At 64.9% G+C, this 23,381-nt stretch carries 20 protein-coding genes; 6 read left to right on the top strand and 14 right to left on the bottom strand.

The features are described from left to right. Nucleotides 1-6: 6 nt before the first annotated feature. A complete protein-coding gene (locus tag QRM57_RS16100; RefSeq protein WP_284987289.1) occupies nucleotides 7-1,374 on the bottom strand; it encodes a class I SAM-dependent RNA methyltransferase in 1,368 nt (455 codons plus the stop codon). Beyond that, entirely contained in the window at nucleotides 1,375-3,348 is a 1,974-nt protein-coding gene (locus QRM57_RS16095; RefSeq protein WP_284987288.1) for an APC family permease, read from the bottom strand. A gap of 114 nt (nucleotides 3,349-3,462) precedes the next feature. On the opposite strand from QRM57_RS16095, the gene QRM57_RS16090 reads away from it, so the two are divergent. Together QRM57_RS16090 and QRM57_RS16085 are read left to right on the top strand one after the other, a co-directional pair. Next, complete coding sequence (locus QRM57_RS16090; protein WP_235520547.1) at nucleotides 3,463-4,134, top strand: potassium channel family protein; 672 nt, start codon at nucleotides 3,463-3,465, stop codon at nucleotides 4,132-4,134. Continuing rightward, on the top strand, nucleotides 4,134-4,862 hold the full coding sequence (locus QRM57_RS16085) for a potassium channel family protein (protein ID WP_257368375.1): 729 nt from the start codon (nucleotides 4,134-4,136) through the stop codon (nucleotides 4,860-4,862). The genes QRM57_RS16090 and QRM57_RS16085 overlap by 1 nt, the downstream gene beginning before the upstream one ends. Here the strand turns inward: QRM57_RS16085 and QRM57_RS16080 are convergent. The 4 genes from QRM57_RS16080 to dut form a co-directional block, all read right to left on the bottom strand. Continuing rightward, entirely contained in the window at nucleotides 4,829-5,599 is a 771-nt protein-coding gene (locus QRM57_RS16080; RefSeq protein ID WP_284987287.1) for a DUF3159 domain-containing protein, read from the bottom strand. The genes QRM57_RS16085 and QRM57_RS16080 overlap by 34 nt on opposite strands. Beyond that, nucleotides 5,596-5,973 (bottom strand): hypothetical protein, encoded by a 378-nt coding sequence (locus QRM57_RS16075; RefSeq protein WP_257368378.1) that lies wholly within the window; start codon nucleotides 5,971-5,973, stop codon nucleotides 5,596-5,598. Before QRM57_RS16075 ends, QRM57_RS16080 begins: the two co-directional genes overlap by 4 nt. Next, nucleotides 5,966-6,700 (bottom strand): DUF3710 domain-containing protein, encoded by a 735-nt coding sequence (locus QRM57_RS16070; RefSeq protein ID WP_257368379.1) that lies wholly within the window; start codon nucleotides 6,698-6,700, stop codon nucleotides 5,966-5,968. The genes QRM57_RS16075 and QRM57_RS16070 overlap by 8 nt, the downstream gene beginning before the upstream one ends. A 97-nt stretch (nucleotides 6,701-6,797) precedes the next feature. Further along, a complete protein-coding gene (dut, locus tag QRM57_RS16065) occupies nucleotides 6,798-7,349 on the bottom strand; it encodes a dUTP diphosphatase (RefSeq protein ID WP_257368380.1) in 552 nt (183 codons plus the stop codon). Between the two features lie 103 nt (nucleotides 7,350-7,452). On the opposite strand from dut, the gene QRM57_RS16060 reads away from it, so the two are divergent. Further along, on the top strand, nucleotides 7,453-7,950 hold the full coding sequence (locus QRM57_RS16060; RefSeq protein WP_257368382.1) for a DUF3093 domain-containing protein: 498 nt from the start codon (nucleotides 7,453-7,455) through the stop codon (nucleotides 7,948-7,950). Nucleotides 7,951-7,969: 19 nt separating this feature from the next. Here the strand turns inward: QRM57_RS16060 and QRM57_RS16055 are convergent, their stop codons facing one another. Continuing rightward, nucleotides 7,970-8,269: a DUF4193 domain-containing protein gene (locus tag QRM57_RS16055; RefSeq protein ID WP_235520493.1), complete on the bottom strand. Its 300-nt coding sequence runs from the start codon at nucleotides 8,267-8,269 to the stop codon at nucleotides 7,970-7,972. Between the two features lie 284 nt (nucleotides 8,270-8,553). Here QRM57_RS16055 and sepH point away from each other — a divergent pair, with 284 nt between their 5' ends. Then, complete coding sequence (gene sepH, locus QRM57_RS16050) at nucleotides 8,554-9,888, top strand: septation protein SepH (protein WP_257368384.1); 1,335 nt, start codon at nucleotides 8,554-8,556, stop codon at nucleotides 9,886-9,888. Nucleotides 9,889-9,900: 12 nt separating this feature from the next. Here the strand turns inward: sepH and QRM57_RS16045 are convergent, their stop codons facing one another. The 4 genes from QRM57_RS16045 to QRM57_RS16030 are packed head-to-tail and all read right to left on the bottom strand — an operon-like array spanning nucleotide 9,901 to nucleotide 15,270. After that, nucleotides 9,901-10,605, bottom strand: coding sequence for a thymidine kinase (locus tag QRM57_RS16045; RefSeq protein ID WP_284987286.1), 705 nt, complete (start codon nucleotides 10,603-10,605; stop codon nucleotides 9,901-9,903). Next, complete coding sequence (locus QRM57_RS16040; RefSeq protein WP_284987285.1) at nucleotides 10,598-11,803, bottom strand: alkaline phosphatase family protein; 1,206 nt, start codon at nucleotides 11,801-11,803, stop codon at nucleotides 10,598-10,600. Before QRM57_RS16040 ends, QRM57_RS16045 begins: the two co-directional genes overlap by 8 nt. Further along, nucleotides 11,800-12,525, bottom strand: a complete 726-nt coding sequence (locus QRM57_RS16035; RefSeq protein ID WP_284987284.1) for a DUF5998 family protein — start codon at nucleotides 12,523-12,525, stop codon at nucleotides 11,800-11,802. Before QRM57_RS16035 ends, QRM57_RS16040 begins: the two co-directional genes overlap by 4 nt. 57 nt (nucleotides 12,526-12,582) lie before the next feature. Next, entirely contained in the window at nucleotides 12,583-15,270 is a 2,688-nt protein-coding gene (locus QRM57_RS16030) for a bifunctional acetate--CoA ligase family protein/GNAT family N-acetyltransferase (protein WP_284987283.1), read from the bottom strand. Between the two features lie 55 nt (nucleotides 15,271-15,325). Here QRM57_RS16030 and QRM57_RS16025 point away from each other — a divergent pair, with 55 nt between their 5' ends. After that, nucleotides 15,326-17,851 carry a DNA gyrase/topoisomerase IV subunit A gene (locus QRM57_RS16025; RefSeq protein WP_284987282.1) on the top strand — a complete coding sequence of 842 codons (2,526 nt, stop codon included), beginning with the start codon at nucleotides 15,326-15,328 and terminating at the stop codon, nucleotides 17,849-17,851. 47 nt (nucleotides 17,852-17,898) lie between these two features. Here QRM57_RS16025 and QRM57_RS16020 read toward each other — a convergent pair whose 3' ends face one another. Then, nucleotides 17,899-18,291: a VOC family protein gene (locus QRM57_RS16020; RefSeq protein ID WP_257368390.1), complete on the bottom strand. Its 393-nt coding sequence runs from the start codon at nucleotides 18,289-18,291 to the stop codon at nucleotides 17,899-17,901. Nucleotides 18,292-18,419: 128 nt separating this feature from the next. On the opposite strand from QRM57_RS16020, the gene QRM57_RS16015 reads away from it, so the two are divergent. Continuing rightward, the gene (locus QRM57_RS16015; protein ID WP_284987281.1) at nucleotides 18,420-18,938 is read left to right on the top strand and encodes a DinB family protein; all 519 of its coding nucleotides are present in this window, start codon (nucleotides 18,420-18,422) and stop codon (nucleotides 18,936-18,938) included. Here the strand turns inward: QRM57_RS16015 and QRM57_RS16010 are convergent. Together QRM57_RS16010 and cydD are read right to left on the bottom strand one after the other, a co-directional pair. Further along, the gene (locus QRM57_RS16010; protein ID WP_284987280.1) at nucleotides 18,935-19,945 is read right to left on the bottom strand and encodes a GNAT family N-acetyltransferase; all 1,011 of its coding nucleotides are present in this window, start codon (nucleotides 19,943-19,945) and stop codon (nucleotides 18,935-18,937) included. The genes QRM57_RS16015 and QRM57_RS16010 overlap by 4 nt on opposite strands. A 9-nt stretch (nucleotides 19,946-19,954) precedes the next feature. Further along, nucleotides 19,955-23,380: a thiol reductant ABC exporter subunit CydD gene (gene cydD, locus QRM57_RS16005; RefSeq protein ID WP_284987278.1), complete on the bottom strand. Its 3,426-nt coding sequence runs from the start codon at nucleotides 23,378-23,380 to the stop codon at nucleotides 19,955-19,957. Between the last annotated feature and the right edge of the window lies 1 nt (nucleotide 23,381).

The following is a 23,381-nucleotide window of genomic DNA, read 5'->3' as shown; positions in this document are numbered from 1 at the left end:
CCGGGCTTACTGTGCAGGAACGATAAGTCCCACGGTCTCCAGGTGGTGGGTGTTGGGATAGAGGTCAAAGGCCCGCAACGACTCGAGCCGCCACCCACCTTGCTGGAAGTAACCCAGATCACGCGCAAAGGAGGCTGGATCGCAGGACACATAGGCGATCGCACGGGGTCCGGAGGCCATGAGTTGCTTGACCACGGCTTTGCCGGCTCCGGCGCGGGGCGGATCCAGCACCAGGGAATCGAAACTGCGTGGACGCTGGTGCAGCACCCGCTCTACCCGCCCCTGGACGATCTCCACCTGCGGTTGGCCATGCAGGTTCTTTCGGGCGTCGCGGCTTGTTCCGGGCGATCCTTCCACCGAGAGTACCGATCCGGTGACCCCGACGGCGTCGGCCAGCGGGGCGGTAAACAGCCCTGCACCGGCATAGAGGTCTGCAACGGTGGAGCCAGGTTGCAGGTATCCCCCGCCGGAGAGGAACTCTGTCACAGCACCTACCAGGGTCTCCGGAGCGTCCTTATGGATCTGCCAGAAACCCTCGCCGGATACCCGGTACTCGTGACCTGCCGCGCTTTCCTGCACCCACGTCCGCCCCCGCAACTGCAGGACATCGCCCTTGCCGGGATCGAAACTGGCGACCGAGACGTCGTGGGGCAACTGCGAAATGATGCTGTGCAGCCGCTTGGGGCCAGTTCCCTCCTCCGGGGCAAGGAGGATCAGGGGCCGCGACCCGTTGGCAGGCACCGCGACTTCGACGCGGGCGATGCCTGGCAAGTCCACATCCCACAGCCGGAGTTCGTTGATTCCGTGAAGAGCCAGCGGCATCTCCTTGACGGGGACCACCACATCGGAGCGGTGCGCATGCATGCCCAACCGTCCTTTGGAGGTCACCGCAAAGCCGGCGCGCGTACGCCAGCCGAGTCCGCCGTCGTCGTTCCGGCCGACCGCCTCCACCTCGGTGGTGATGTCCATACCGGCCAGCCGCTTGAGCTGTTCGGCCAGCACCTCCGATTTAAGTGCGCGCTGCCGCGGAAGCGAGATATGGCCCAGTTCGGCGCCACCCACGGGAGGACCGCCCCGTCGCCAGGAACCCAGGGAATCAGCCGGCTTCCAGAAGTGCGGAACGCGGTCCGGCGAAGCCTCCAGGACCTCGACGACGTCGGCGCGCCAGAAGCGCGACGAGTCGCCGGAGTCGGTCAGCCGGATCCGGACTTTCTCGCCGGGGATCCCGTGGCGGACAAAGATGACACGACCTTCGTGGCGCGCAATGAAGTGGCCGCCGTGGGCGATGGGGCCCACGTCCACCACGAGTTCAGGTCCGGGCCCTGCCTGTTCCTTGCTGTCCTGGTCATGGGGGGAATTGCTGTGGGACGTCATTTAGGTATCCTGCAGTGCCTTTGCTTCTTCGGACGACTTCAGCTGCCACGGAACGCTGGCAACCATGACTCCAGGTTCAAAGTGGAGCCGCGTCTTGATTCTGAGTGCTGTCTGGTTATGGACCAGTTGTTCCCACCATTTACCCACGACGTACTCCGGGATGTAGACCACGATCAGGTCCCGGGGCGAATCGCGGCGCATGTTCTTGATGTAGTCCATGATGGGGGTCACGGTTTCACGGTAGGGGCTCGCGAGAACGGTCAGTGGAACCGGAATTTCAAGCTTCTCCCAGTCCCGGACCGTGTGTTCCGTCTCCTCGGAGTTGATGTCAACGGTGATGGCGTCCAGGCGCGATGGCCGTGACGCGCGGGCGTACGCCAATGCGCGCAGCACCGGCTTGCGCACGTGCGAGACGAGAAGGACAGCGTGCACCCTGGTGGGAAGCGCCCGTGGTGAGGAGTCTTCGTCCACCGCGAGTTCCTTGGCCACATTGTCATAGTGGGCCCTGATGCTCCACATGATCAGGAACAGGATGAACATGGCGAGCAGCGCGATCCAGGCGCCCTGTTCGAATTTGGTGATCAGGACGATCACCAGCACCAAACCCGTCATGCCGAAGCCCACCATGTTAATGGTGCGGGACTTGATGATGCGGCGGCGGATGGCCTTGTCGCGGGCAAGTTTGAGCTCGCGCCCCCAGTGCCGGATCATGCCAAGCTGGCTGGCAGTGAAGGAGATGAAGACCCCGACGATATACAGCTGGATCAGCTTGGTGACATCTGCGTTGAAGGAAAGAATCAGCACCAGCGCTCCGGCAGCCAGGGCCAGGACACCGTTGCTGAACGCGAGCCTGTCGCCGCGGGTCCGGAGTTGGCGGGGAAGATAGCCATCCTGCGCCAGGATGGAGCCAAGTACAGGAAAGCCGTTGAACGCCGTGTTGGAGGCGAAAACCAGGATCACGCCGGTGGCAGCAACCACGATGTAGAACGGAATGGAGCCGGCACCAAAAATGGTGTCCGCGATCTGGCTGATGGCAGGATTCTGGATGTATCCCTCCGGCAGCGGCTTGCCATCAACCAGGAACTCGGTGGCGGGGTCCAACACAATGTGGACCTTGGTGGCGTTGGCCAGGAAAAGGATGCCGGCAAGCATCGCCGCCGCGATGGCACCGAGCAGCAGCAAGGTAGTGGCTGCGTTCTTGCTCTTGGGCTTCTGGAAGTTGGGCACGCCGTTGCTGATGGCCTCGACGCCGGTCAAGGCTGCGGCGCCCGAGGAAAACGCCCTCAGCAGGAGGAAAGCTCCGGCCAGGCCCACCAGGCCTTCGTCAAAGCCGGATTGCGGGACGATGGTGAAGTTCGCTGACTGCGCTTCTCCCAACTGCCCTGTAGCAAACTGGAAAATGCCCACGGCTGTCATGCCCAGGATTGAGGCCATGAAGATATAGGTGGGGACGGCGAAAACCGAGCCGGCTTCCTTGATTCCCCGCAGGTTGACCAACGCCAGGATGACCACGCCCACGGTCGCGATGAGGGCTTGCTGGCCGTGCAACGAGGGGATGGCGGTGGTGACATAGGCGGCGGCGGATGACATGGACACCGCCACGGTCAGGACATAGTCCACCAGCAGCGCCGAAGCCACCGTCAGTCCCGCATACTTGCCAAGGTTGACGTTGGCGATTTCGTAGTCGCCGCCACCTGAAGGGTAAGCGTGGACATTTTGGCGGTAGGACGCCACCACTGTGAGCAAGACCACCATGACGGCGAGGCCCACCAGCGGGGAAAACGCTACTGCGCTGACCCCGGCAAGGGCCAGCGTCAGCAGGATTTCATCCGGGGCGTAAGCCACCGAGGACAAGGCGTCCGAGGCGAAGATCGGCAAAGCAATGCGTTTGGGCAACAAGGTGTGGGACAGTCGATCGTTCCGGACCGGCCTGCCCACCAACACCCGCTTCGCGGCATTCAAAATTGTCAGCACTCCGCAAAGCTACTCTGAATCCCCAGGGATGTCATGACGGTCGTAGCGGGCTTAGCCCCGTCTCGGCGGTAAAGTCATACCGAGCGGCACGGACAACACACATAAGGAGACATGGTGGCTCACTTCGTGATCATGGGTTGCGGGCGTGTTGGCGCAACCCTGGCACATACTTTGGAGGATGCCGGCCACTCAGTGGCCATCATCGATCAGGATGAGCGGGCCTTCCGCCGGTTGCGCCACACTTTCGGCGGCCGGAAGGTCACCGGCGTTGGCTTCGACCGGGACACCCTCAAGCAGGCGGGCGTGGAAGACGCGTACGCTTTCGCAGCGGTTTCCAGCGGCGACAACTCGAACATCCTGGCTACCCGGGTGGCCAGGGAGACGTTCCATGTGGCCCACGTCGTGGCACGTATCTACGATCCCGGCCGCGCCGAAATCTACCAGCGGCTGGGCATCCCCACCGTTGCTGCCGTGCGCTGGAGCGCGGACCAGGTGCTGCGCCGAATACTTCCCGAGCAGCACTTGGCCGGCGACTACCGCGAACCGTCCGGCCGGCTCATCCTTGCCGAAGTGGACCTGCACGAGGCCTGGATCGGACACAGCCTGTCCTCCATCGAGGCCGCTTCGGGGATCCGCATCGCCTTCCTGACGCGCTTTGGCGAAGGCCTCCTCCCCCACCCAGGTACGGCTTACCAGGAGGGCGACACCGTCCACGCCATGGTGAGCCTGGACCGAACATCCGAGATCACCCGGATCCTCGCCAAAGCACCCGCCAAGGAGTCTTAGTGAAAGTTGTCATTGTTGGCGCAGGCAGCGTCGGCTCATCCATTGCCCGTGAGCTGCTGTCCCACAAGCACCAGATACTGCTCATTGACCTCAAGCCCGAGGTCATCGGCCGCAGCGGGCTCCGGGGTGCGCGTTGGCTGGTGGGTGATGCTTGCGAACTCAGCACGTTGCAGGACGCCAAACTGGAGGATGCCGACGTCGTGGTTTCCGCCACGGGTGACGACAAAGTGAACCTGGTGGTCTCCTTGCTCGCCAAGACCGAATTCGGCGTCGGGCGCACAGTGGGACGGGTCAACAACCCGAAGAACGACTGGATGTTCAACGATTCCTGGGGCGTCGACGTCGCAGTAAACACCCCGCAACTGATGACCGCACTGGTGGAAGAAGCGGTGGAGATCGGCGACATCGTGCGCCTGCTGACCCTCCAGACCGGCGTTGCGTCGATCGTCGAGTTCACCGTTCCGCATGACTCCCACGTCATTGGAAGCACCGTGGGCGACATCGACTGGCCGGACGACTCCACTTTGGTGGCCATCCTGCGCGACCAGGCCCCCATCACGCCCACCCGCGACGACGTCCTTGACGGCGGCGACGAACTGTTCTTCGTCACCACCATCGCTGCCGAGGATGGCCTGCGCGCCCTCCTGTCACCGGGCTCGGAGCTCGGCGGCCAGGACGGCAACGGTGTGCTGGATCAGTCCGCCGACGACGACGGCTTCGACGGCTGAGTTGCCGGCTTGGTGACCAGCCAGGCTACCCAAAGGCCGAGGATATACAGCGGCGCACCCATCAGGAGCCTCGTGGTGGCCAATGCCGTCAGGCCTGCTTCGCCCATGAAGTAGAGGGGCACCTGGACCACGAGGCGCAGTGCGAGCACTGCTGCCACGATCCAGGTTCCCAGTTTGTAGGCGCGAAGCCGTTCCGGGTCCTTGCGCCAGTCCAGGCCCTCGTTGCGCACGAAGCCGAAGAGCAGGCCAGCCACGGGCCACTTGATGGCGATCGACACCAACATGGCCGCAATGTAGGCGATGTTGGTGAAGAAACCAAGAACGTAGAAGTCTTCAGCTTTGCCGGTGGTGTTGGCCAGCCAGGCCGAAATACCGACGCCGACGATGCCGGCAACGGCCTGCGTCAGGGGGCGCCGTTGAACCAGCCGAACCACGGTGAAAATCGCTGCCGACGCCAGGGCGGCGATGAGGGAAGGACCCAGGTCCCGCGTGATGGTGAACACCACCAGGAAGACCAGTCCGGGCAGAATGCTCTCGGCGATCCCTTGGATTCCTCCGGCGGACTTGAGCATGTCCACGTGGCCCGCACTGTTTCGCTGGAGGCCCGCTTTTCCCGCGTAGCCTGCAGCGAGGTCGGCCATGCTGGGCCGGTTGTCGGGGGTCACGGCCGGCGTTTCATCGCCGCGCGGCGTCGCCCCTGCGTTGTCCTTCGGCTCTGAACCATTGGCCACGGTCATAGGTGCTCCTGACGGGAGAGAATTTCGTAGCGTGGATTGAACATTGCCGGCAGGCCGTCGAGCTGGGTCACCATGCCGTTCAGGCGAAGCCGTACACCGGCCTCGATCCCGGGAACACGCGTCCTGCCCAACCAGATGACCCGGAGCCGGTCAAACGGCCTCCGGGCGCCCTTGGACAGGAGCAGGGACTCGCTTCCATGCTCCAGTGCGTCCACGACCACTGCGGAGAAGAAGGGCTGTTCGCTGGGTGGCTGGTGCGTAACCGACTCGATGTAACCCGTACAGGTTGCCCTGCCGCGGGTGGGCAGGTCCCGCACGCCCTCCCCCAGCGGCGATCGATCTGCAAACCCGTTTCGGGCGGGCTTGTCAGCCAATCTGGGTAATCTCCGGACCACGTTCGGGTTGCTGCAGGCCGGGTGCGCCCTGCGGAGCCCCGGGCTGCCCGGCAGCGGTTGCGTCCTTGGGCAGGCGAAGCTGCAGCAACTCACGTGGGGGCATCGGGTTGTCGCCCCGGACTACCACAACACGCCGGAAAAGCTCTTCAAGGCCAGCCGCTGCGTCGCGGTCCAGGGCCGCTTCTCCCCCGAGCACTCCCCGGAGGAACCAGCGGGGTCCGTCGACTCCCATGAAACGGGCCGCCCGGAACCCGTGGCTGCCGTCAGTGGCTTGCGCCGGAAGCTTCGCGACCAGTTCCGTGCCGAACGCACCGGAGATCTCCTCGGTTTCGCCGCCCTGGCTGACGACGGATTGGGTGATCTGCTCACGGATTTCATCCCACAGGCCCTCTGACCGCGGGGCGGCAAAAGCCTGGAGCTGCAGGCTGGACCCGGCAAGGTCCATGGTGACGGCGACGACGCGCTGGGTGGCTTCTTCCACCTCGAGCCGCAGCTGCAGCCCTTCGGCAGGGGCGATCAGCAACGCGCCCAGGTCCACATAACCGTCACGGTCCTCGATTTCATCGATATCCAATGGACCCTTGCTGAGCCGGAAGTCGCCGGGGGTGCCAGGCTCCGCGCTTTCTTCTGCCGTACCGGATTCATCGACGGCGGCAGCGGATTCCGCTTGCTCGTCCTTGGACTTCTTGCCGCGCCCAAAAAGCATGGGGTTTTCTCCTTAGTAGTGGTCTATCCCCAAGTAAACCGCAACCACGTAAAACAACTGCAATGCGGCGGGATTCAGATGCCAGCGCTTGCCAGGGTCAGTGGTTTGCAGGGGTGGTCGGTGCGTTGAAGCCGCCGGTGGATCCGAAACCGCCGGTACCCCGAACGGAATCAGAGAGCTGGTCGACAGCCACGAACCGCGCATATTCGACGCGTTGAATCACCATTTGTGCAATTCTATCGCCGCGTTTGAGGTCGATGGCGTGGTTCTGGTCGGTATTGAGCAGGGTCACGGCGATTTCGCCGCGGTAGCCCGCGTCCACCGTTCCAGGAGCGTTAACGACTGTCAGTCCGTGCTTGGTGGCGAGGCCCGAGCGCGGGTGGATAAGGGCCACGAATCCGTCCGGCAGCGCAATGGACACGCCCGTCGGCACAAGCTTCCGCTCACCGGGGGCCAAGTGCACGTCCTCGCGGGACCGCAGGTCGGCTCCCGCGTCTCCGGGGTGGGCGTACGAGGGTGCCTCCAACCCGGCGTCGAGCATTTTAAGCTGCACCTCCAAAGTGGGGGCGCCGTAGGACGGGGCGGTGTTGCCGCTGTCCGCGTTGACGGAGGCGGCGTCTGAACTGAATACTGCGGTCTCGTTGCTCACAGTCGTCCATTCTACGGGGACCGGGCCCGGCGGGAAGGTCCCCGTCCATGGCCACCGTTGCCTGTGAACCCGCTGGGAGTCGATCGCCCGATAAGCTGGTCCCATGCCTACGCCTGACCAGTCTTCACCCGTGCCTGCCCGGAACACCCCCTCATCTTCCGGGGTCCTGTACAGCGAAAAGCTGTGGCCGTCACCGTGGATCTGGATTGTCGTTGTTGGCCTTTCCAGCGCAGGCCTTCTCATGTTCGGCCCCATCAGCGTGGCGACCGGAATCATCGCAGCGATCGCACTCCTGGCCATCATGACCGTGATGCTGGTGCTCTCGACCCCCACCATCACCGTTACCGCGGACACCGTGCGCGTAGGCCGGGCAAGCATCGACCGCAGGTTCGTCGGCACCGTGGAGGCCTTCAGGAAGGGCGAAGCGACGGCGGAACGCGGCCCGCGCCTCAACGGCCTGGCGTACATGTGCTTCCGCGGCTGGATCGACCCCGTGGTCAAGATCGAGATCACGGATCCCGCAGACCGCACCCCCTACTGGCTCGCATCGTCCCGCAGGCCGGAGGAACTGGTTTCTGCCCTCACGGCGCGCCAGTCCTGAGAAACGGGAGGCCGGTCCCTCAGCTTTCGCACTCCGTGCAGTAAAGGTGGCCGCCCCGTTCTGCGGCGATTTGCGACCTGTGCTTGACCAGGAAGCAGTTGAAGCACGTAAATTCGTCAGCCTGGGGAGGCATGACCTGAATCAGGAGCTCCTCCCCCGACAGATCGGCTCCCGGGAGCTCGAAGCCATCGGCGAGCTCGGCCTCGTCGACGTCGACCGCTGAGGATTGCTTCCCTGACTGGCGCGTCTTGAGCTCCTCAAGGGAGTCCTCGCTGGCGTCTTCCTCGGTCTTGCGAGGGGCATCATAATCCGTTGCCATGGTCCTGCTTCATCCTCCGTACCTGCTCCGGTTGGGTTCCCGGTCGGGCGGATCAGTCCCCGCCGCCGGTAACGATGCAACGCCGGACGCCTGGGTTTTGTGCCCGATATCCGGCAGATTTTCCTCCCCCCACCACTGAATGTCCAGAGGTCCGGCCTTGGGCCAACCTCATCGCCGGGGCTGATTCAAGGGAATATCACGGCACGCCCTTTGTCCTAGTAGGAAAAGAGCGTGACGGGTGGCAGAGTTTCGAATGTCAGTTATGCCATGTGGTGGAGGGTGTTATGCAGGATCTACGACTGGTAGGAGTCCACGACGACGGCGGGCATCTCCTGCTCAGCGGCCCCGGTGGGGCGATGTTCCAGCTTCCGATCGACGAGGCCCTCCGGGCCGCGGCGAGCCGGACCCCTGCCCAGGTGGCGGCGCGGGCCTCGAATACTCCCATTGCCATGTCCCCCCGGGATATCCAGGCCAGGATCCGGAGCGGGGCCACCGCAGCGGAGGTCGCCGAACTCTCCGGGCTCCCCCTGGCGAACGTACAGCGTTACGAAGGCCCCGTCCTTGCAGAGCGTGAGTACGTGGTCCGCCAGGCACGCGGAATCGAAGTCGCTTCGCCCGCCCCCGGTCACGACATGTACCGTTCGGTCTTTGGCGACCAACCGGCCACCCTTGGCGACATGGTGGATCACCGGCTGTCCGCCCACGGCATCGACTCGGCCACGGTCGAATGGGACTCCTGGCGCCGTCCGGACGGTTCCTGGACCGTCGTCGCGCGTTTTGAAACGGTCCCTGGAACCCACGGAAACATCGGCGAAGAGCCGCCCGCCATGTGGACCTTCAGCCCCCAACGCAAGTCACTCCAGAACGCCAACCGTTGGGCCCAGCAGCTCAGCGAGCTCGAGCCCCTGGACGGACCGGTTCCTGCCCGGCGCCTGGCCGCGGTTTCGGACCGGCCCTTCGATTTTGAGAACGACGCCGATTCGGCAGCGCGTGCCTCCGCCAAGGAATCAGACAGCCTGCTGGAGATGCTCCGCTCACGCCGTGGGCAGCGATTGGGCGTGGACGAAGACGGCGATGACGCCCTCGCAGTCCTCCTGAGCAATGTTCCGGCGGCCCACCCGCGGCCAGGCGAAGAAGTTGAGGAAGTCCTCGCAGAAGCCGCCGAAGATGCCCCTGAACCGGTCCCTGCAACCCCGGAAGAACCTGCCCGCAAGGACGGCCGCCCTTCCATGCTTTCCCGTCTGAGCCTGGCGCCACGGCATGCTGGTTCCGAGGATGACGACGATGTCTTGAAGCTCCACCAGGGCGTCAGCACTGATACCCGTGAGATCACGGTTGTGGCCAGTCCCCTGCGCCCTGTCACGTCCTTGACGGCACGCAAGCCCGCTGGGCTGGATGAACTGTTGGGCGGCAGCACCCAGGCCCCTTCAAGGAGCGATGAGGGGTCCACCGGCGATGAGGCGGAAGGCAGCCTTGTGCAGCCGGCACCGGCTGACGACGCCAAGGACCGTGAGGGCGGCAAGGACGTTGAGGCTCCTGCTGAACGCCAGCCGTCACGACCCAAGAGGTCCAGCATCCCGAGTTGGGACGAGATCGTCTTTGGAGCCCGGGGAGACTGACTGCTCAGGCGCCTACGGCCGCGGAAGCTCCCCGGCCCCGGGCCACAGGCAGGCGTCGACGTCGAACGGAAGCGGCTGGTCCCCTCCCGCCATCAGGTTGGCACCGTGCGCTGTGACGCGCCGCATGTAGTGGCGGCGGCACAAGGTTTCGTAGCCCACGACGCCCGCGAAAGGTGCATCGTCAGCGGCAGCAACGTCGCCCACCATCACCTGCTCACCTTCGACCACCATGATCCCGTTCACGGTGCGTGCGTTTTGGGTTGCCCGGCGGCCGCACCAGCACAACGCTTCGACCTGCAGGACCTGCACTTTGTCGGCAAGCTCTATGAGTCGCTGTGATCCGGGAAACAAGCGGGTGCGGAAGTCGGACGTGATTCCGAAAGCGAAAACGTCCACATCCATCTCGTCCACAACGCGCGCCAGTTGCTCGACCTGGGAGGGTGAGTAGAACTGCGCCTCGTCACAGATGAGATAGTCGACGCGGAGTCCGCTGGTACGCCGGACCACCACTTCGTCCCAAAAATCCGTACCGCTTTCCACCTCCACGGCATCGGTACGCAGTCCCAGGCGGCTGGAAATCGTGGAGTCGCCGGCACGGTCATTGCAGCTGAAGCGAATGCCGCCCCGGCCGCGTGCGCGGTGGTTGTGGTCCATTTGCAGTGCGAGCGTGGACTTTCCACAGTCCATGGTGCCAGAGAAGAAGACCAGCTCAGCCACGCTTGCCCTTCCTGCCGGCAGCGGTAAAGCACAGCAGTGGCACTTCCCGCTCCGTTTTGGTCAGCGATCCATGCTGGCCTACGACTTCAAGGGACGCGGGGCGGACTCTGCGGGTGTCGTACAGTGCCAGGGTGTCGCGGGCCGCGATCATCACATCACCGATGCGGGGAGCGACGTCCGGACGCACTGCACCGAACAAACCGGCATCCACTGCCTGTTCCCTGGTGAAAGCCCAGATACGCTCGCCAAACCGCTTCCGCCAGGCGGCAAGGAGCGCGTCCCGGTGGGCTTCGGTGGCGTCGGGTTCGAGGTAGAGATGCACCATGCGGGGTTCACCGGCTGTGTGCCGGACACCAGCTACCAGCGACTCGGCGGCAGAGTAGTCGATCCGTTGGGATTCGGGAACGTCCAGCATGCCGTGGTCACCGGTGAGCAGGATGGTGGTACCTGCAGGAAGAGTTGCGGAGAGCCTTTTCACGGTGGAGTCGAGTTCTTCGAGCTGATGCTCCCAGCGGTCCGACTGGCAACCATAGCGGTGTCCGGCCTTGTCGAGCTCGTTGAGGTAGAAGTACATCAACGACTTTCCACCTCCGGCCATGGCTTCCGCCGCCGCGGCAGTCCGGGCATGCAGGGTGGTGCCGCCCACGAAGCGGCTACCACGGAGTGCCGCCTGGGTCATGGGGGAATTGCCGAACTGTGGCAGGCTGACGGTCACGACGTCCAGCTCGGACGCCACGCGCTCAAAAACGGTGGGGTTGGGCTGCCACTGCCCCGGATTCACCTGGGCATCCCAATTGCCCAGGAGATTGACCACTTTGTCCTGTGCGGGGTCAAGGACGTCGTAGCCCACCATCCCGTGCTGACCCGCGGGCAACCCTGTACCAAGGCTCGCCAGGGAGGCCGCCGTGGTACTGGGGAACGCGGAGTCGATCCATTGCGGGACATTGCGCTGGCCCCCGGCAATGACGGACCGGAGAAAGGGAGTGTGGGAGGCCTTCTGCTTCAACAGGCTCCGGCCCAATCCGTCGGCGAGGACGACGCAGACCCGCTGTGAGGCCGGCAATTGAAGCTGGTTGGTGAAGCCCGGCAAGCCAAGCGCAGCGGCGGAACTGGTGAGAACCTCGGCTATCGACTTGGTCCCGAACAAGGGGGGCGCGGGAATGTCGATGGATCGGCCTGTCTGTGCCGTTTCGCTCAACGCTGGTGTCCGCGGCTCAAGCGGTTGCTGAAGACCCCTGAACGGGGCCTCGGAGCGGGGATGGTGGCGTGCTGGACGGGAGCAGGGTTGCCGGTGTTCACTGCGCGCAGGGCGCGGGCAAAGAGCTTGGCGTCCTGGACTGCCTGCAGGCCATCGGCTTCGGCGCTGATGCGCAGGACGATGTCCTCCTGGGCGATGGTTCCGCTGTAGCCGTGATCAGCCTCGCACTGTGGATCCCCGCAGCTGGCGGGTCCCATGTCGAGCCTTTGTCCGCCTGACCAGGCAATGGAGACGGTCAATTCACGGACGGGGTCCGAGGACTTGTAGTTCTGCGGCTGGGAGTACATGTAACTGAGGACCACAGAGCGGATCTGGGCTACGGGCACGGACTCGGTGGAGATCTGGGCTACGATCTGCTCCCCCGCTTCGTCCAGTTGCTGATCGTCAACATGCGTGATGACCAGCATGTCCTCGGTCAGCACCAGGACGGTGATGTGGCGGCGGACCTCGGCCCGGTCGAAGTGCGTTTCCAGGTGGACCAGATGGGACAGGCACTCACGGCCGTCCAAGGCGTCATCAACGACGTCGGCCACCAGCCGCGGATAGAACCCCGCCTGCTGCAACGCCTGGTCCAGGCTTTGTCCCTGCGTGGCGTGGTTGTGCGCGGCATGGTTCCCGGTGGTGGACGGGCGGGATTGAGGCGTCGGAGACTGGGTGCTCATACCCCCATTTTCACAGATCGCCGGGTGACTTCCTAACCGCGATGGCCGTCCCTGTGGCTAACCCCGCATGGCCCGCCGGGCACTGTCCGTGCGCTGGGCCGCATTGCCTATCCACACATCGGCAGCCAGGATCGTGGCACCTGACGGCCCGGCCAGCACCGGATTGAACTCAACCAGCGCAATGCCCGGGTGGTCGTCCTTGAGCTTGGCCAGGCGGGCGGCAACGTCCTCCAACGCTTCAACATCCACTGCCGGCAGCCCCTGGTAACCGAAGAGTTTCCGGGACGCGCGTGGTGAACGGATCACGTCATGCAGGTCCGCCGCGGAAAGAGGTGGGACCCGGTGTGCCCAATCGTCAAGCAGGTTCACGGCATCACCGGCAAGCCCAAAGGAGAGCACCGGGCCGAGCAGGGGGTCTTCCATGGCACGGAAAGTGCACGCCTGCCCCACCGGTGCCATGGCCTGCACTTCCAGCGCCGGTGAGCCGTAGGGTTCGAGCGCGCGACGCATCTGGGCAATGTTTTGCCGCAGCGATTCAGGGTCCTGGATGTCAAGCCGGACGCCGCCCAGGTCCAACCGATGCCGCAGGGCTGGATCCGTGGTCTTCAGGACCACAGGCCATCCGGCCTTGTCCGCTGCGGCCACGGCCTCGTCCGGCGTACCGAAACCGTAGGTGGGGACCACCTTGATGCCGTAGCCGCCCAGCAACGCCGCGGCCGCACCGGCGTCGAGCTTCCGCAGCTTCTCGCCGGTCACTCCGGCGAGCATCGATGCGAGGGTCTCGCGCGTGCCGTCCACGTCGCAGCCAACAGGTTCGACGAAAAGCCCCTGGTCACGGTCACGCCATTGCGCATACCGGACGATAGCCGCCAAGGCAGCGACGGCGGCGCCGGCATTGGAGAAGCACGGCAGCGCCGGTTTTCCCGACAAGCCCACCATGCCCTCCACATGGACCGAAAAATCCAGGATCCCCGTGAAGGCCGCTACCACGGGCTTGCCCGCCTCGGCGCTGCATTCGGCCAGCACCCCCGCCAAGGCCTCCACTGTGAGGCCACGGGCCGGGAGGAGGGCTGCAACCACTGCGTGGACGGACTCGTCAGCCAAGCTCTCCTGGAGGCTGGCCCGCAGGGCCGGCAACGCCAGCGACATGCCGGCGTCAAGATCGACGTCGGTCACCAGGCGGTTGACGTCCAGTCCGAGCGGAACCGCGGTGTCGGCCACCACTTTGCCGAGCGCCACGGAATTCGAATACACAGCAAGTCCCGGCCCTTTGGGCAGCGCCTGCGTGGACACGATCTGGGCGATGTCCATGAGCTGCTCGATGGTCTCGACGCGTATGACGCCCGCCTGCCGCATCATGGCGTCCACCGCCGCTCCCGGGGCCTGCGTGGTCCGGACCTCGTGGCCCGGCGGCAAGCTGAGCCCGGTGACGTCGGACTTGGCCACGATGACCGGTTTGCTGCGGGACAGGCGCCGTGCCAGGCGGGAGAACTTGCGGGGGTTGCCGATCGATTCAAGGTAGAGGCCTACAGCGGAGGTATCGGCGTCGTCTTCCCAATATTGCATGGCGTCGTTGCCCGAAACGTCCGCGCGGTTGCCGGCGGAGAGGAAGGAGGACAACCCGAGCCGACGGCGGCTGGCGGCAGCGTAGACCGCCACTCCGACCGCTGCCGATTGGCTGAACAAGCCCAGGCTGCCCCTGGGCGGCATGGTCGGGGCCATGGAAGCGTTCAGCGACACGGACGGGTGGGTGTTCAGGATCCCCAGGGACTCCGGACCGATGACGCGCATGCCATTGGCCCGGGCGCGCCGGACCAACTCGTGCTGGCGGAGGAGCCCGCGTTCACCGTCATCGGCATAGCCCGCCGTTGCCACCACAATGCCCTTCACGCCCGCTGCGGCGCAGTCGTCCACCACCTTGGGTACCTCGTCATAGGGAACGGCGATGATGGCCAGCTGCACCGGGTCGGGGATCTCGGACAACTTGGCATAGGACATCATGCCGGCCAGTTCCAGCGCTTCCGGGTTAACGGCGTACACCGGCCCCGTGAAGCCCCCTTCGATGATGTGTTCAAGCAGCTGGTAGCCCACCGTCCCCCACTTGCGGCTGGCACCAATAACTGCAACCGACGACGGCGACAAAAGGTCGCGCACGCTGCGCGCCTCGGCGCGGTGCTCACGGGCCTCCATGACGGCGCGGGATTTCTCCGTGGGGTCGATATTGAATTCAACGCTGACCACGCCGTCGTCGAATTGCCGTTTGAGGTCGTAGCCTGCGTCCGCGAACACCATGAGCATCTTCCGGTTGTCCGGGAGGACCTCGGCGGTGAAGCGGCGGATGCCGTTTTCGCGGGCGGCTACGGCCAGGTGCTCCAGGAGAATCGAACCAATGCCCCGGCCCTGGTGTGCGTCGGAAATGTTGAAGGCGACTTCGGCTTCCAGCGGATCGTCCAGCCGGTCGTACCGGCCAATGCCCATGATTTCGCCACCGATGGTGATCACGAATGCCACCCGGTTGATGTGGTCCACTTCGGTGAACCGCCGCACTTCCTTGCCGGAGAGCCTGGGCTTGAAGGAAAAGAACCGCATGTAGATGGACGCCTGGGACTGGCCGGCGTGAAATGCCTTCAGGGCATCGGCGTCCTCGGGGCGTATCGGCCGCAGATGCGCCGTACCGCCGTCGCGCAGGACGACATCGGCCTCCCAATATTCCGGATAAATGCCGACGCCGGGCTGATCCACCATAGGCTTAGCCTAGCTAAAACATCCGCAGTACGACTTTCAAGGATCCACCAACCACATGGCCCGCAGCCAAACTCCCGCACGCAAAGGCGAGCCCCTCGGCGATTTCACCGAGAACATCGTCGATATCGACGTCACTTCCGAGATGGAAGGCTCCTTCCTGGAGTATGCCTACTCGGTGATTTATTCGCGCGCCCTCCCTGACGCACGCGACGGATTGAAGCCTGTTCAACGGCGCATCCTGTACATGATGGCGGACATGGGTTTGCGCCCTGACCGCGGGCACGTCAAGAGCGCACGCGTGGTGGGCGAAGTCATGGGTAAGCTCCACCCGCACGGCGACGCAGCGATATACGACGCCATGGTGCGCATGGCCCAGGACTTTTCCCTGCGCCTGCCGCTGATCGATGGTCACGGCAACTTCGGCTCGCTCGACGACGGTCCAGCCGCCCCGCGTTACACGGAGGCCCGGCTCGCGGCCGCTGCCCTGACCATGACCGACCACCTCGACGAAGACGTGGTGGACTTCGTCCCCAACTACGACAACCAGTTGACGCAGCCGGACGTCCTCCCGGCAGCATTCCCCAACCTGCTGGTCAACGGCACCACCGGTATCGCTGTGGGCATGGCCACCAACATGGCTCCCCACAACCTGGTGGAGGTCATCGCCGCTGCGCGTCACCTGATTGCCAATCCCGATGCCACGCTCGAGGACATCATGCGTTTCGTCCCCGGACCTGACCTCCCCACCGGCGGCCGGATCGTGGGCCTGGACGGAATCCGCGACGCCTACGCAACGGGGCGGGGTTCCTTCAAGACCCGCGCCAAGGTGGAAGTGGAACAGCTCTCCGCCCGCCGCACCGGGCTTGTGGTCACCGAGCTCCCGTACATGGTGGGCCCGGAAAAGGTCATCGAGAAGATCAAGGACGCCGTCAACGCCAAGAAGTTGACGGGCATCAGCGATGTGGTGGACCTGACGGACCGGAACCACGGCCTCCGGCTGGTCATCGAGTTGAAGAACGGCTTCAACCCCAACGCCGTCCTCCAGCAGCTGTACCGCTATTCGCCCATGGAAGATTCCTTCGGCATCAACAACGTGACCCTGGTGGACGGCCAGCCGCAGACGCTTGGCCTGCTGCAGTTGCTCCAGGTGTACGTTGAGCACCGCCTGAATGTGGTGCGCCGCCGGACCTCGTTCCGCCTGGGCAAGAAGAAGGACCGCCTCCACCTGGTGGAGGGCCTGTTGATCGCGATCGTGGACATCGACGAGGTCATCCAGATCATCCGTTCCTCCGACGAGGCCTCGGCTGCGCGCGAGCGGCTGATGTCCATCTACGACCTCACCGAAATCCAGGCGAACTACATCCTGGAACTGCGCCTGCGGCAGCTGACCAAGTATTCGCGGCTGGAACTGGAGAAGGAACAGGACGAGCTGCGCCGCGAAATCGAAGCACTCGAGGCCATCCTCGCCTCCGACGAGCTGCTCAGGGACCTCGTGTCCGGCGAGCTCGGGGTCATCGCCGAGAAGTACGGAACTCCCCGGCGCACCGTGCTCCTTGAATCCGAGGCTGTGTCGCCCACCGTGGCCGCAGCCCTCGCGGCCGCGGCACCGGGGCCCAAGGGCAAGGCGGCGGCACTTCCACTGGAGATTCCGGATGACCCCTGCTGGGCTTTGCTCAGTGTCTCCGGCCAGATCGCCAGGACTTCCAACCAGGAACCGTTGGCGGAGGCCGGACCACGGGCGAAGCACGATGTGTTCCGTTCGGTCGTAAAGACCACCGCCCGCGGTGAAATAGGTGCCGTCACTTCCCAGGGCCGGATGCTCCGGCTGCAGGTGATGGACATGCCTGCCCTGCCGCCGGTCTCCGGCCTCCCCAACCTGGCAGGGGGCGTGCCCGCAAAGGACTTCATCACCTTGACCAAGGGCGAGACCCTGGTTGCCTTCGTGCCCTTGGACTCCGTCCTGGCGATCGGAACGGTCCAGGGCGTCGTCAAGCGCGTACAGCCCGATTACCCGCTTAACCGCGAGGATTGGGAAATCATCGCGCTGAAGGAAAAAGACTCGGTACTTGCCGTGGAGCCTGCGCAGGAGGACGACGTCGATCTCGTCTTCGTGACCAGGCAAGCCCAATTGCTGCGGTTCAGTGCCTCCAACGTCCGCCCGCAGGGAAGGACGGCAGGGGGCATGGCAGGTATCAAGCTCGCACCGGGCGACCAGGTCATCCACTTCGGTACTGTGCGCGCCAACGATCCTGCCGCCGTCGTGGTGACCATTGCCGGCACTACCGGCGCCCTTCCCGGCACGGCACCGGGAACTGCCAAGGTGACGGCCTTCGAAGAGTATCCCGCGAAGGGCCGCGCCACCGGCGGCGTCCGTGTCCACCGCTTCCTCAAGGGTGAAGACACGCTGCTGCTGGCCTGGGCTGGCCATGGCCCGGCCAAGGCGTCCTCCGCTGCCGGTGTGGCCAGGGCACTGCCCCACGAACATGGGCGCCGGGACGGTTCGGGAGTTCCTTTGTCACAGCCTGTGGAAGCAATCGGGCCGAGCATGGCTTGGCCCGAAGAAGGCAGTACAGAGGCATAATCAAGGGCCGGCGGTGACTAACCGCCGGCCCTCATTTATCTGCCAAGCTAACCGTTTCCACCCATTTGGTTCAGGCTCAGTATGTTCCCCTCGGTGTCCAGGAACCACGCGGCGGCGCTTCCGTCGGGCATGGTGGCGATGCCGTTTTCCGTCTTGAGGCCAGGGAAGTCGTAGTCTTCGAAGGCCACTCCCTTCCCGCGCAGCTCCTCGACGGTGGCTGCGACGTCATCGACCATCCAACCCATTTGGGTATTCCGTGCGGTCCCCGCGTTCGGGGTCTCGTACAGAAGGAACCCGGTGCCATCACCGCACCTGTACTGGAGGTTGTCATCCGCGTCCGGATTCTCTGGCTCGAGTCCGAGTTTCTCACTGTAGAACCCGCGGGCCCGCTTCAGATCCTGCGCCGGTAAAACGGCAGCCACTTGCTGATCTTTGAGCATGATTCTCTCTTTCCGGCTCTCCTCCCGGAACGAACTTTACTCCTGGCCGTGACGGGAAGTAATTGGAAACCGACCCCGTTTTTTGGCTTTGGCCGAGACGTCCGCGCGGTTCAGCTTAGACTGGCGACATGCCGATCAACCCTGATGAAAAAGACTGGACCTGGGTGCTCTCAGAGCCCTGCAATGAGTGCGGTTTCGATCCCGCTACGGTGACCCCGTCGACAGTGCCGGGCACCGTCCTGAACATGCTGCCGAGGTGGAGGGCTGTGCTGCGCCGCGAGGACGTTGCGGTACGTCCCAACGACCACACCTGGTCCACCTTGGAATATGCGTGCCATGTGCGCGATGTTTTTAGCCTGTTTGACCAGCGGTTGAACCTGATGCTGAGCGAGGACGACGCACAGTTCGCCAATTGGAACCAGGACCAGGCAGCCATCGACGGCGAGTACGGCTCCGCGGACCCCCGGACGGTGGCCGACGAACTGGAAGCCGAGGGCGCCACCATCGCCGAGTCCTTTGCCCGGGTCCGGGAGGAAGACTGGGAGCGGACAGGAACCCGCAGCAACGGCTCAGCCTTCACCGTGCTGACGTTCTCGCAGTACTTCCTCCATGACGTCGTCCACCACCTGCACGACGTGGACGGCTAGAGCATTTTCTCCCACGTCATGCTGCGGTTGACCGGCTCGTAGCCCATGCCAAGATAGAGTTCCAAGGCGCCGGTCGGGTTGGCCGAGTCAACGTCAAGGGAGGCGACATCCATACCGGCCAGCGAGTATCGCCGCATGGCGTCTGCCAGCAGGGCCTGGGCGATTCCCCTGCCCCGGTAGGCTCGTCGAACCCCCAGGAGTTCGGTGTAGCCCTCCTTGAAACCGCGGTCACGTGCCGCGTCCGGGTCGTGGCTGGCCAGTTGGTAACCCACAACGTCACCCGTGGCCTGGTCGAGCACCACGGTGCTCAGGTCATGCCTGGCGGTGGGTTCTTCGATAGTGAACCTCCATGCTTCCTTGTCCCTGGGTTCGCTCCCCCAATGGTCACGGAAAGCATCGTTGTGGGCCTGCCGCACCGATTCGAACAGGGGTGGTTCGAGCGTCCGCAGTTCGAGCCCGCTTCCCAGGGGAGCATCTGGCAGTTCAGTTGCCAACGTCCGGTGCATCTCGTTGAACCAGCGCACCGCTCCATAGCCGTGCCCCATCAGCAGAGCGGCCTGGTGGTCGTGTTGCTCTTCAGTGCGGATGCGAAGCCTTGGCGGCGCCGTCGTGTGTCCCGCCTCCTGGTCCTCGTTGAAGCGCTGGCGCACTTGCTCTTCCTGCCACACCAGCACGGCAGAGCCAATACCGCGCTGCTGCCACTCCGGGTCAACGCATGCCATCCCTGTGGCGTTGTCGCCGTCCGGGTTCTTGGTAATGCGCCCATAGGCCCGTGCCACCCCGTCGGCGTCGAAGCCCAGCAGCGTGCTGGCTTGCGGAGGATTCTTGCTGGACTCGAGGACATGGATCAGGTCGCCGCGCTTTTCATACCAGGCGGGACGTTCGACGGCGGCCGTCCTGGCGATCAGTCCGGCCCAGTTGTCCAGGTCCCCCATGGAGGCGGGCCGCCAGTGGAGGCCTGTCATGGCGGCGTCGGGCATGGCTTGGCGTGCTGCTTCGAAAGGCATGCCAACAGGCTACTGAGGGGTAGTCCTTCCCACCAGCTCCGCCGCGCCCGCTCCGGGGCCCACAGCAGGACCCACGGCAGCTACCGACGAGCCCAGCTCCAGGCGTGCGTCCGAGGGATCGATATCCACGGGATTGTGGGTGACAAGGACTACCGTGACGTCCTTGAGTCCTGCCCGGAGGATCGCCATCATTTCGCGGGCTGCGCCGGCATCCAGGTGCGCCGTTGGCTCGTCCAGAAGCAATATGGAGGCACCGGTCAGCAAAGTCCTTGCCATCGCGAGCCGCTGCCGTTCGCCGCCGCTGAGGAAGGACCCTTCGGGTCCTATCCGCGCGTCGAGCCCGCCGGGCAGGGTCTCCACCAAAACGTCCAGCCCGACGTCGGCCAGCGCCTTGTGCATGTCCGCTTCCGTCGGTTTCGCCGCCGCGGGCCGGCTCAGCAGGAGGTTCCCACGGATGGTGGAATCGAAAAGGTGCGCCTCCTGCGGGCACCAGGCCGCCGTCCCCGTCATTTTCGCCGTTCCCTGCGTGAGTGGCAGGAAGCCCAGCAGCACCGACAGGAGGGTGGATTTTCCTGCCCCGGAAGGCCCTGTCACCGAGAGCCAGCGGCCGGGTCCGGCTTCCACCGTGAGGCCAGCGAACACGTCCGGACCCCCGGGCCATGCTGCGGCCGCGTCCCTCAATTCGAGTCCCGCTTTGCCGTCGCGTTCAGGCAGCGGCCGCGGGCCGCCGTCGGGGTCTTCCGGAGTGGTCCCGGATGCAACGTCCAGGGCTCCTGACGCGGCAACGCGGCCCAGGACGGCTGCGAGCGCGGGGGCTTGGCGCACCGAGGAGACGATGCCCCCGAAGGGTTCAACCAACGCCAGCAACATCAGCACAATCACGGCTACGAGTTCGGGTGCTGCGGAGCCGTCGGCTACAGAGGGGGCGCTGAGGACACCCGCCCACAGGGCTGCCAGCGAGCAGGCCAGGACGATCACAGCTTGCCCGAGCCCCTCGGCCCATGCCGAACGCTGGGCGGAGACGGTGGCTGCGCGGTCCTTGTTGCGGAGCTCCCGGAGGACGGGCTCCCCCACTCCGTTGGCAGCGAGCTCTGCCCGTGCGTCCAGTGCCGCAGCGACTCCCTTCAGTACCACCGAGCGCATCTGCTGTTCTGATGTTGCGGCGTTCCTGTCGGCCAGGACGGCGAGGAACGGAGCAATTGCCAGGCCGATGACAGACGCCAGCACCACGGCGGGAACTGCTGCGGGCATGACCAGCGCAGTGGCGATGATGGCTGCTGCGCTTACTCCCACTGCGGTGACCGGAGGCAGTGCAACGCGGGGAAGGAGATCGCGGAGGGTGTCGACGTCGTCCACCACCGACCCCAGGACGTTGCCGCCTTGAAGAAGTCGGCGAAGGGACAGCGCCCTCCGGCTCAGTGTTGCCCACAGTGCGCCCCGGAGGCGGGTCATGGCAGCGAAAACGGCGTCGTGGGTCAGCAGGCGCTCGCAGTACCGCAGGACTGCCCTGCCAATACCGAAGAACCGGACACCCACTATTGCGCCGAGCAGGTAGAGGATGGGCGGCTGTTCGCTGGCCCTGATGATCAACCATCCTGACAACCCGGAAAGGGCTACGGCGAACAAAGCGGCAAGGACTGCTACGGCACCCGCGGCGGCGAACTTCCAGCGGACGGGCTTCAGGACCCCCAGTAGGCGTCGCAGGCTTCCGGTCCGGTGCATGGCCGGAACGATGCCGTCCGGGCGTGCGGAAGTATCCGCGACGGTTGCAAGCATGGATTCCGCGTGGCTGCCAACGGCGGCGGGGCGCACGGGGCCATCCCCCGCCCGTGGCGCTGGCAAGGGGTGCTTGCGCCCAACGGACACCACGTGGTCGGCGAGCGCCCGGGTGGCGGCGTCGTGGGCCACCAGGATCACCGTGACCGAGCCGCGGAGTGATTCCATGGCGTTTCGCACCACGCTGGCAGAGTAGTGGTCCAGGTGTGCGGTGGGTTCGTCGAGCAGCAGCACGGTGGCTCCGGCTTCCACGCGCGCGAGTCCGCGGGCGAGTGCCACACGGCGCAGTTCGCCGGGGCTCAGCTCACCGGGGTGCTTGGCTGCCAGGTGGTCTGCTGAGGTCTTTTCCAGGACACGTGCGGCAGCTTCGGCAGTGTTGCCGTCGTATCCGTCCAGGTAGAGCTCAATTTCCTGCTGGACCGTTTCAGCTGCCATGACAGGATGCTGTGGCACCCATGCCACAGTCCCTTGTCCTGCTCCCCTGATGTGCCCAGTGACTGCGGTACCCGCCCCCGGACCGACCAGCCCGGCCAGGACAGCCAGGACTGTACTCTTCCCGGTCCCGCTGTCCCCGTCCAGCGCGGTGATCCTGCCTTGGGTTGCAATGAAGCTGAGGGGTCCGACGGCGGCCGCCGACCTGCCGCTGTACGTCACCGAAAGATCGGTCACCACGGTGTCTTCCGGCCCGGGAAGGGCAGCAGTTTCCTGCAGTCGCTGGTGCGCGGGTGCTTCCAGCACGGCCTGGGTGGTTTCGAGAGCGGCACGGCCGTCGTCGCTGGCGTGGTGGGCCGTACCCAGTTCCCGGAGCGGCAGGTAGCAGTCGGGGGCAAGGATCAATGCCAACAAGCCTGCTTCCAATGCCATGTCCCCGGCCACAAGCCTGACACCGATGAACACGGCCACAACGGCTACGGAGATCGTGGCTATGAGTTCCAGGGCAAGTGCCGAAAGGAAGGCTGTGCGGAGGGTTCCCATGGTGCGGCTGCGGTATTGCTCGGAGATATCCTCCAAGGCTGCGCGTTGCTCACTGGCGCGGCCCAGGCCCACCAGGACCGGCAGGCCTTTGGCGAGTTCAAGAATGTGCCCGGACAGTTTCCGCAGGGTGGTCTGCGCGTCGCGGACACTGTCCTCGGTGTGCCGGCCAATCAGCACCATGAACAGTGGAACCAGGGGCACTGTCAGGACGATCACCAGTGCGCTGACCCAGTCGGCGAACAGGATACGGGCGCCGATCAACAACGGCACCGTTGCGCAGTTCACCAACGCCGGCAGGTATTGCGTGTAGTAGTCGTCCAGGGCGTCCAGTCCCCGCGTCGTGAGGATCGCCAGGCCGCCGTCGTTCATTCCCTCCACCGGCGAGGCGGCGCCGTCACCCAGTGATCGCCGCAGCAGGCTGGCGCGCAGCTCCTCTTTGACGCCCAAGGCGGCCCGGCGGGAGGCAATGCCCTGTCCCCACACCGTCAGCGAGCGCAGGACAGCTCCCACGGCGCCCCAGATGAGTCCGCTGTTCCAATCCCCGGACCCGGAAGCCAGGCCTGCCAGCATCACCGCCACGGCCTGCGCCATCAGCACCAAGGACAGGGCCTTGAGGGCGGACAGCAGCCCGATCGTGTAGAGGGCGGATCGGGTAACCGGGCCGGAAGGGAACACGGGTTTCATC

Source organism: Arthrobacter sp. fls2-241-R2A-172 (genome assembly GCF_030208885.1).
GTDB lineage: Bacteria > Actinomycetota > Actinomycetes > Actinomycetales > Micrococcaceae > Arthrobacter.
Note: the sequence above shows the minus strand (reverse complement) of the source record. Positions and strands in the feature narration are given on the sequence as shown.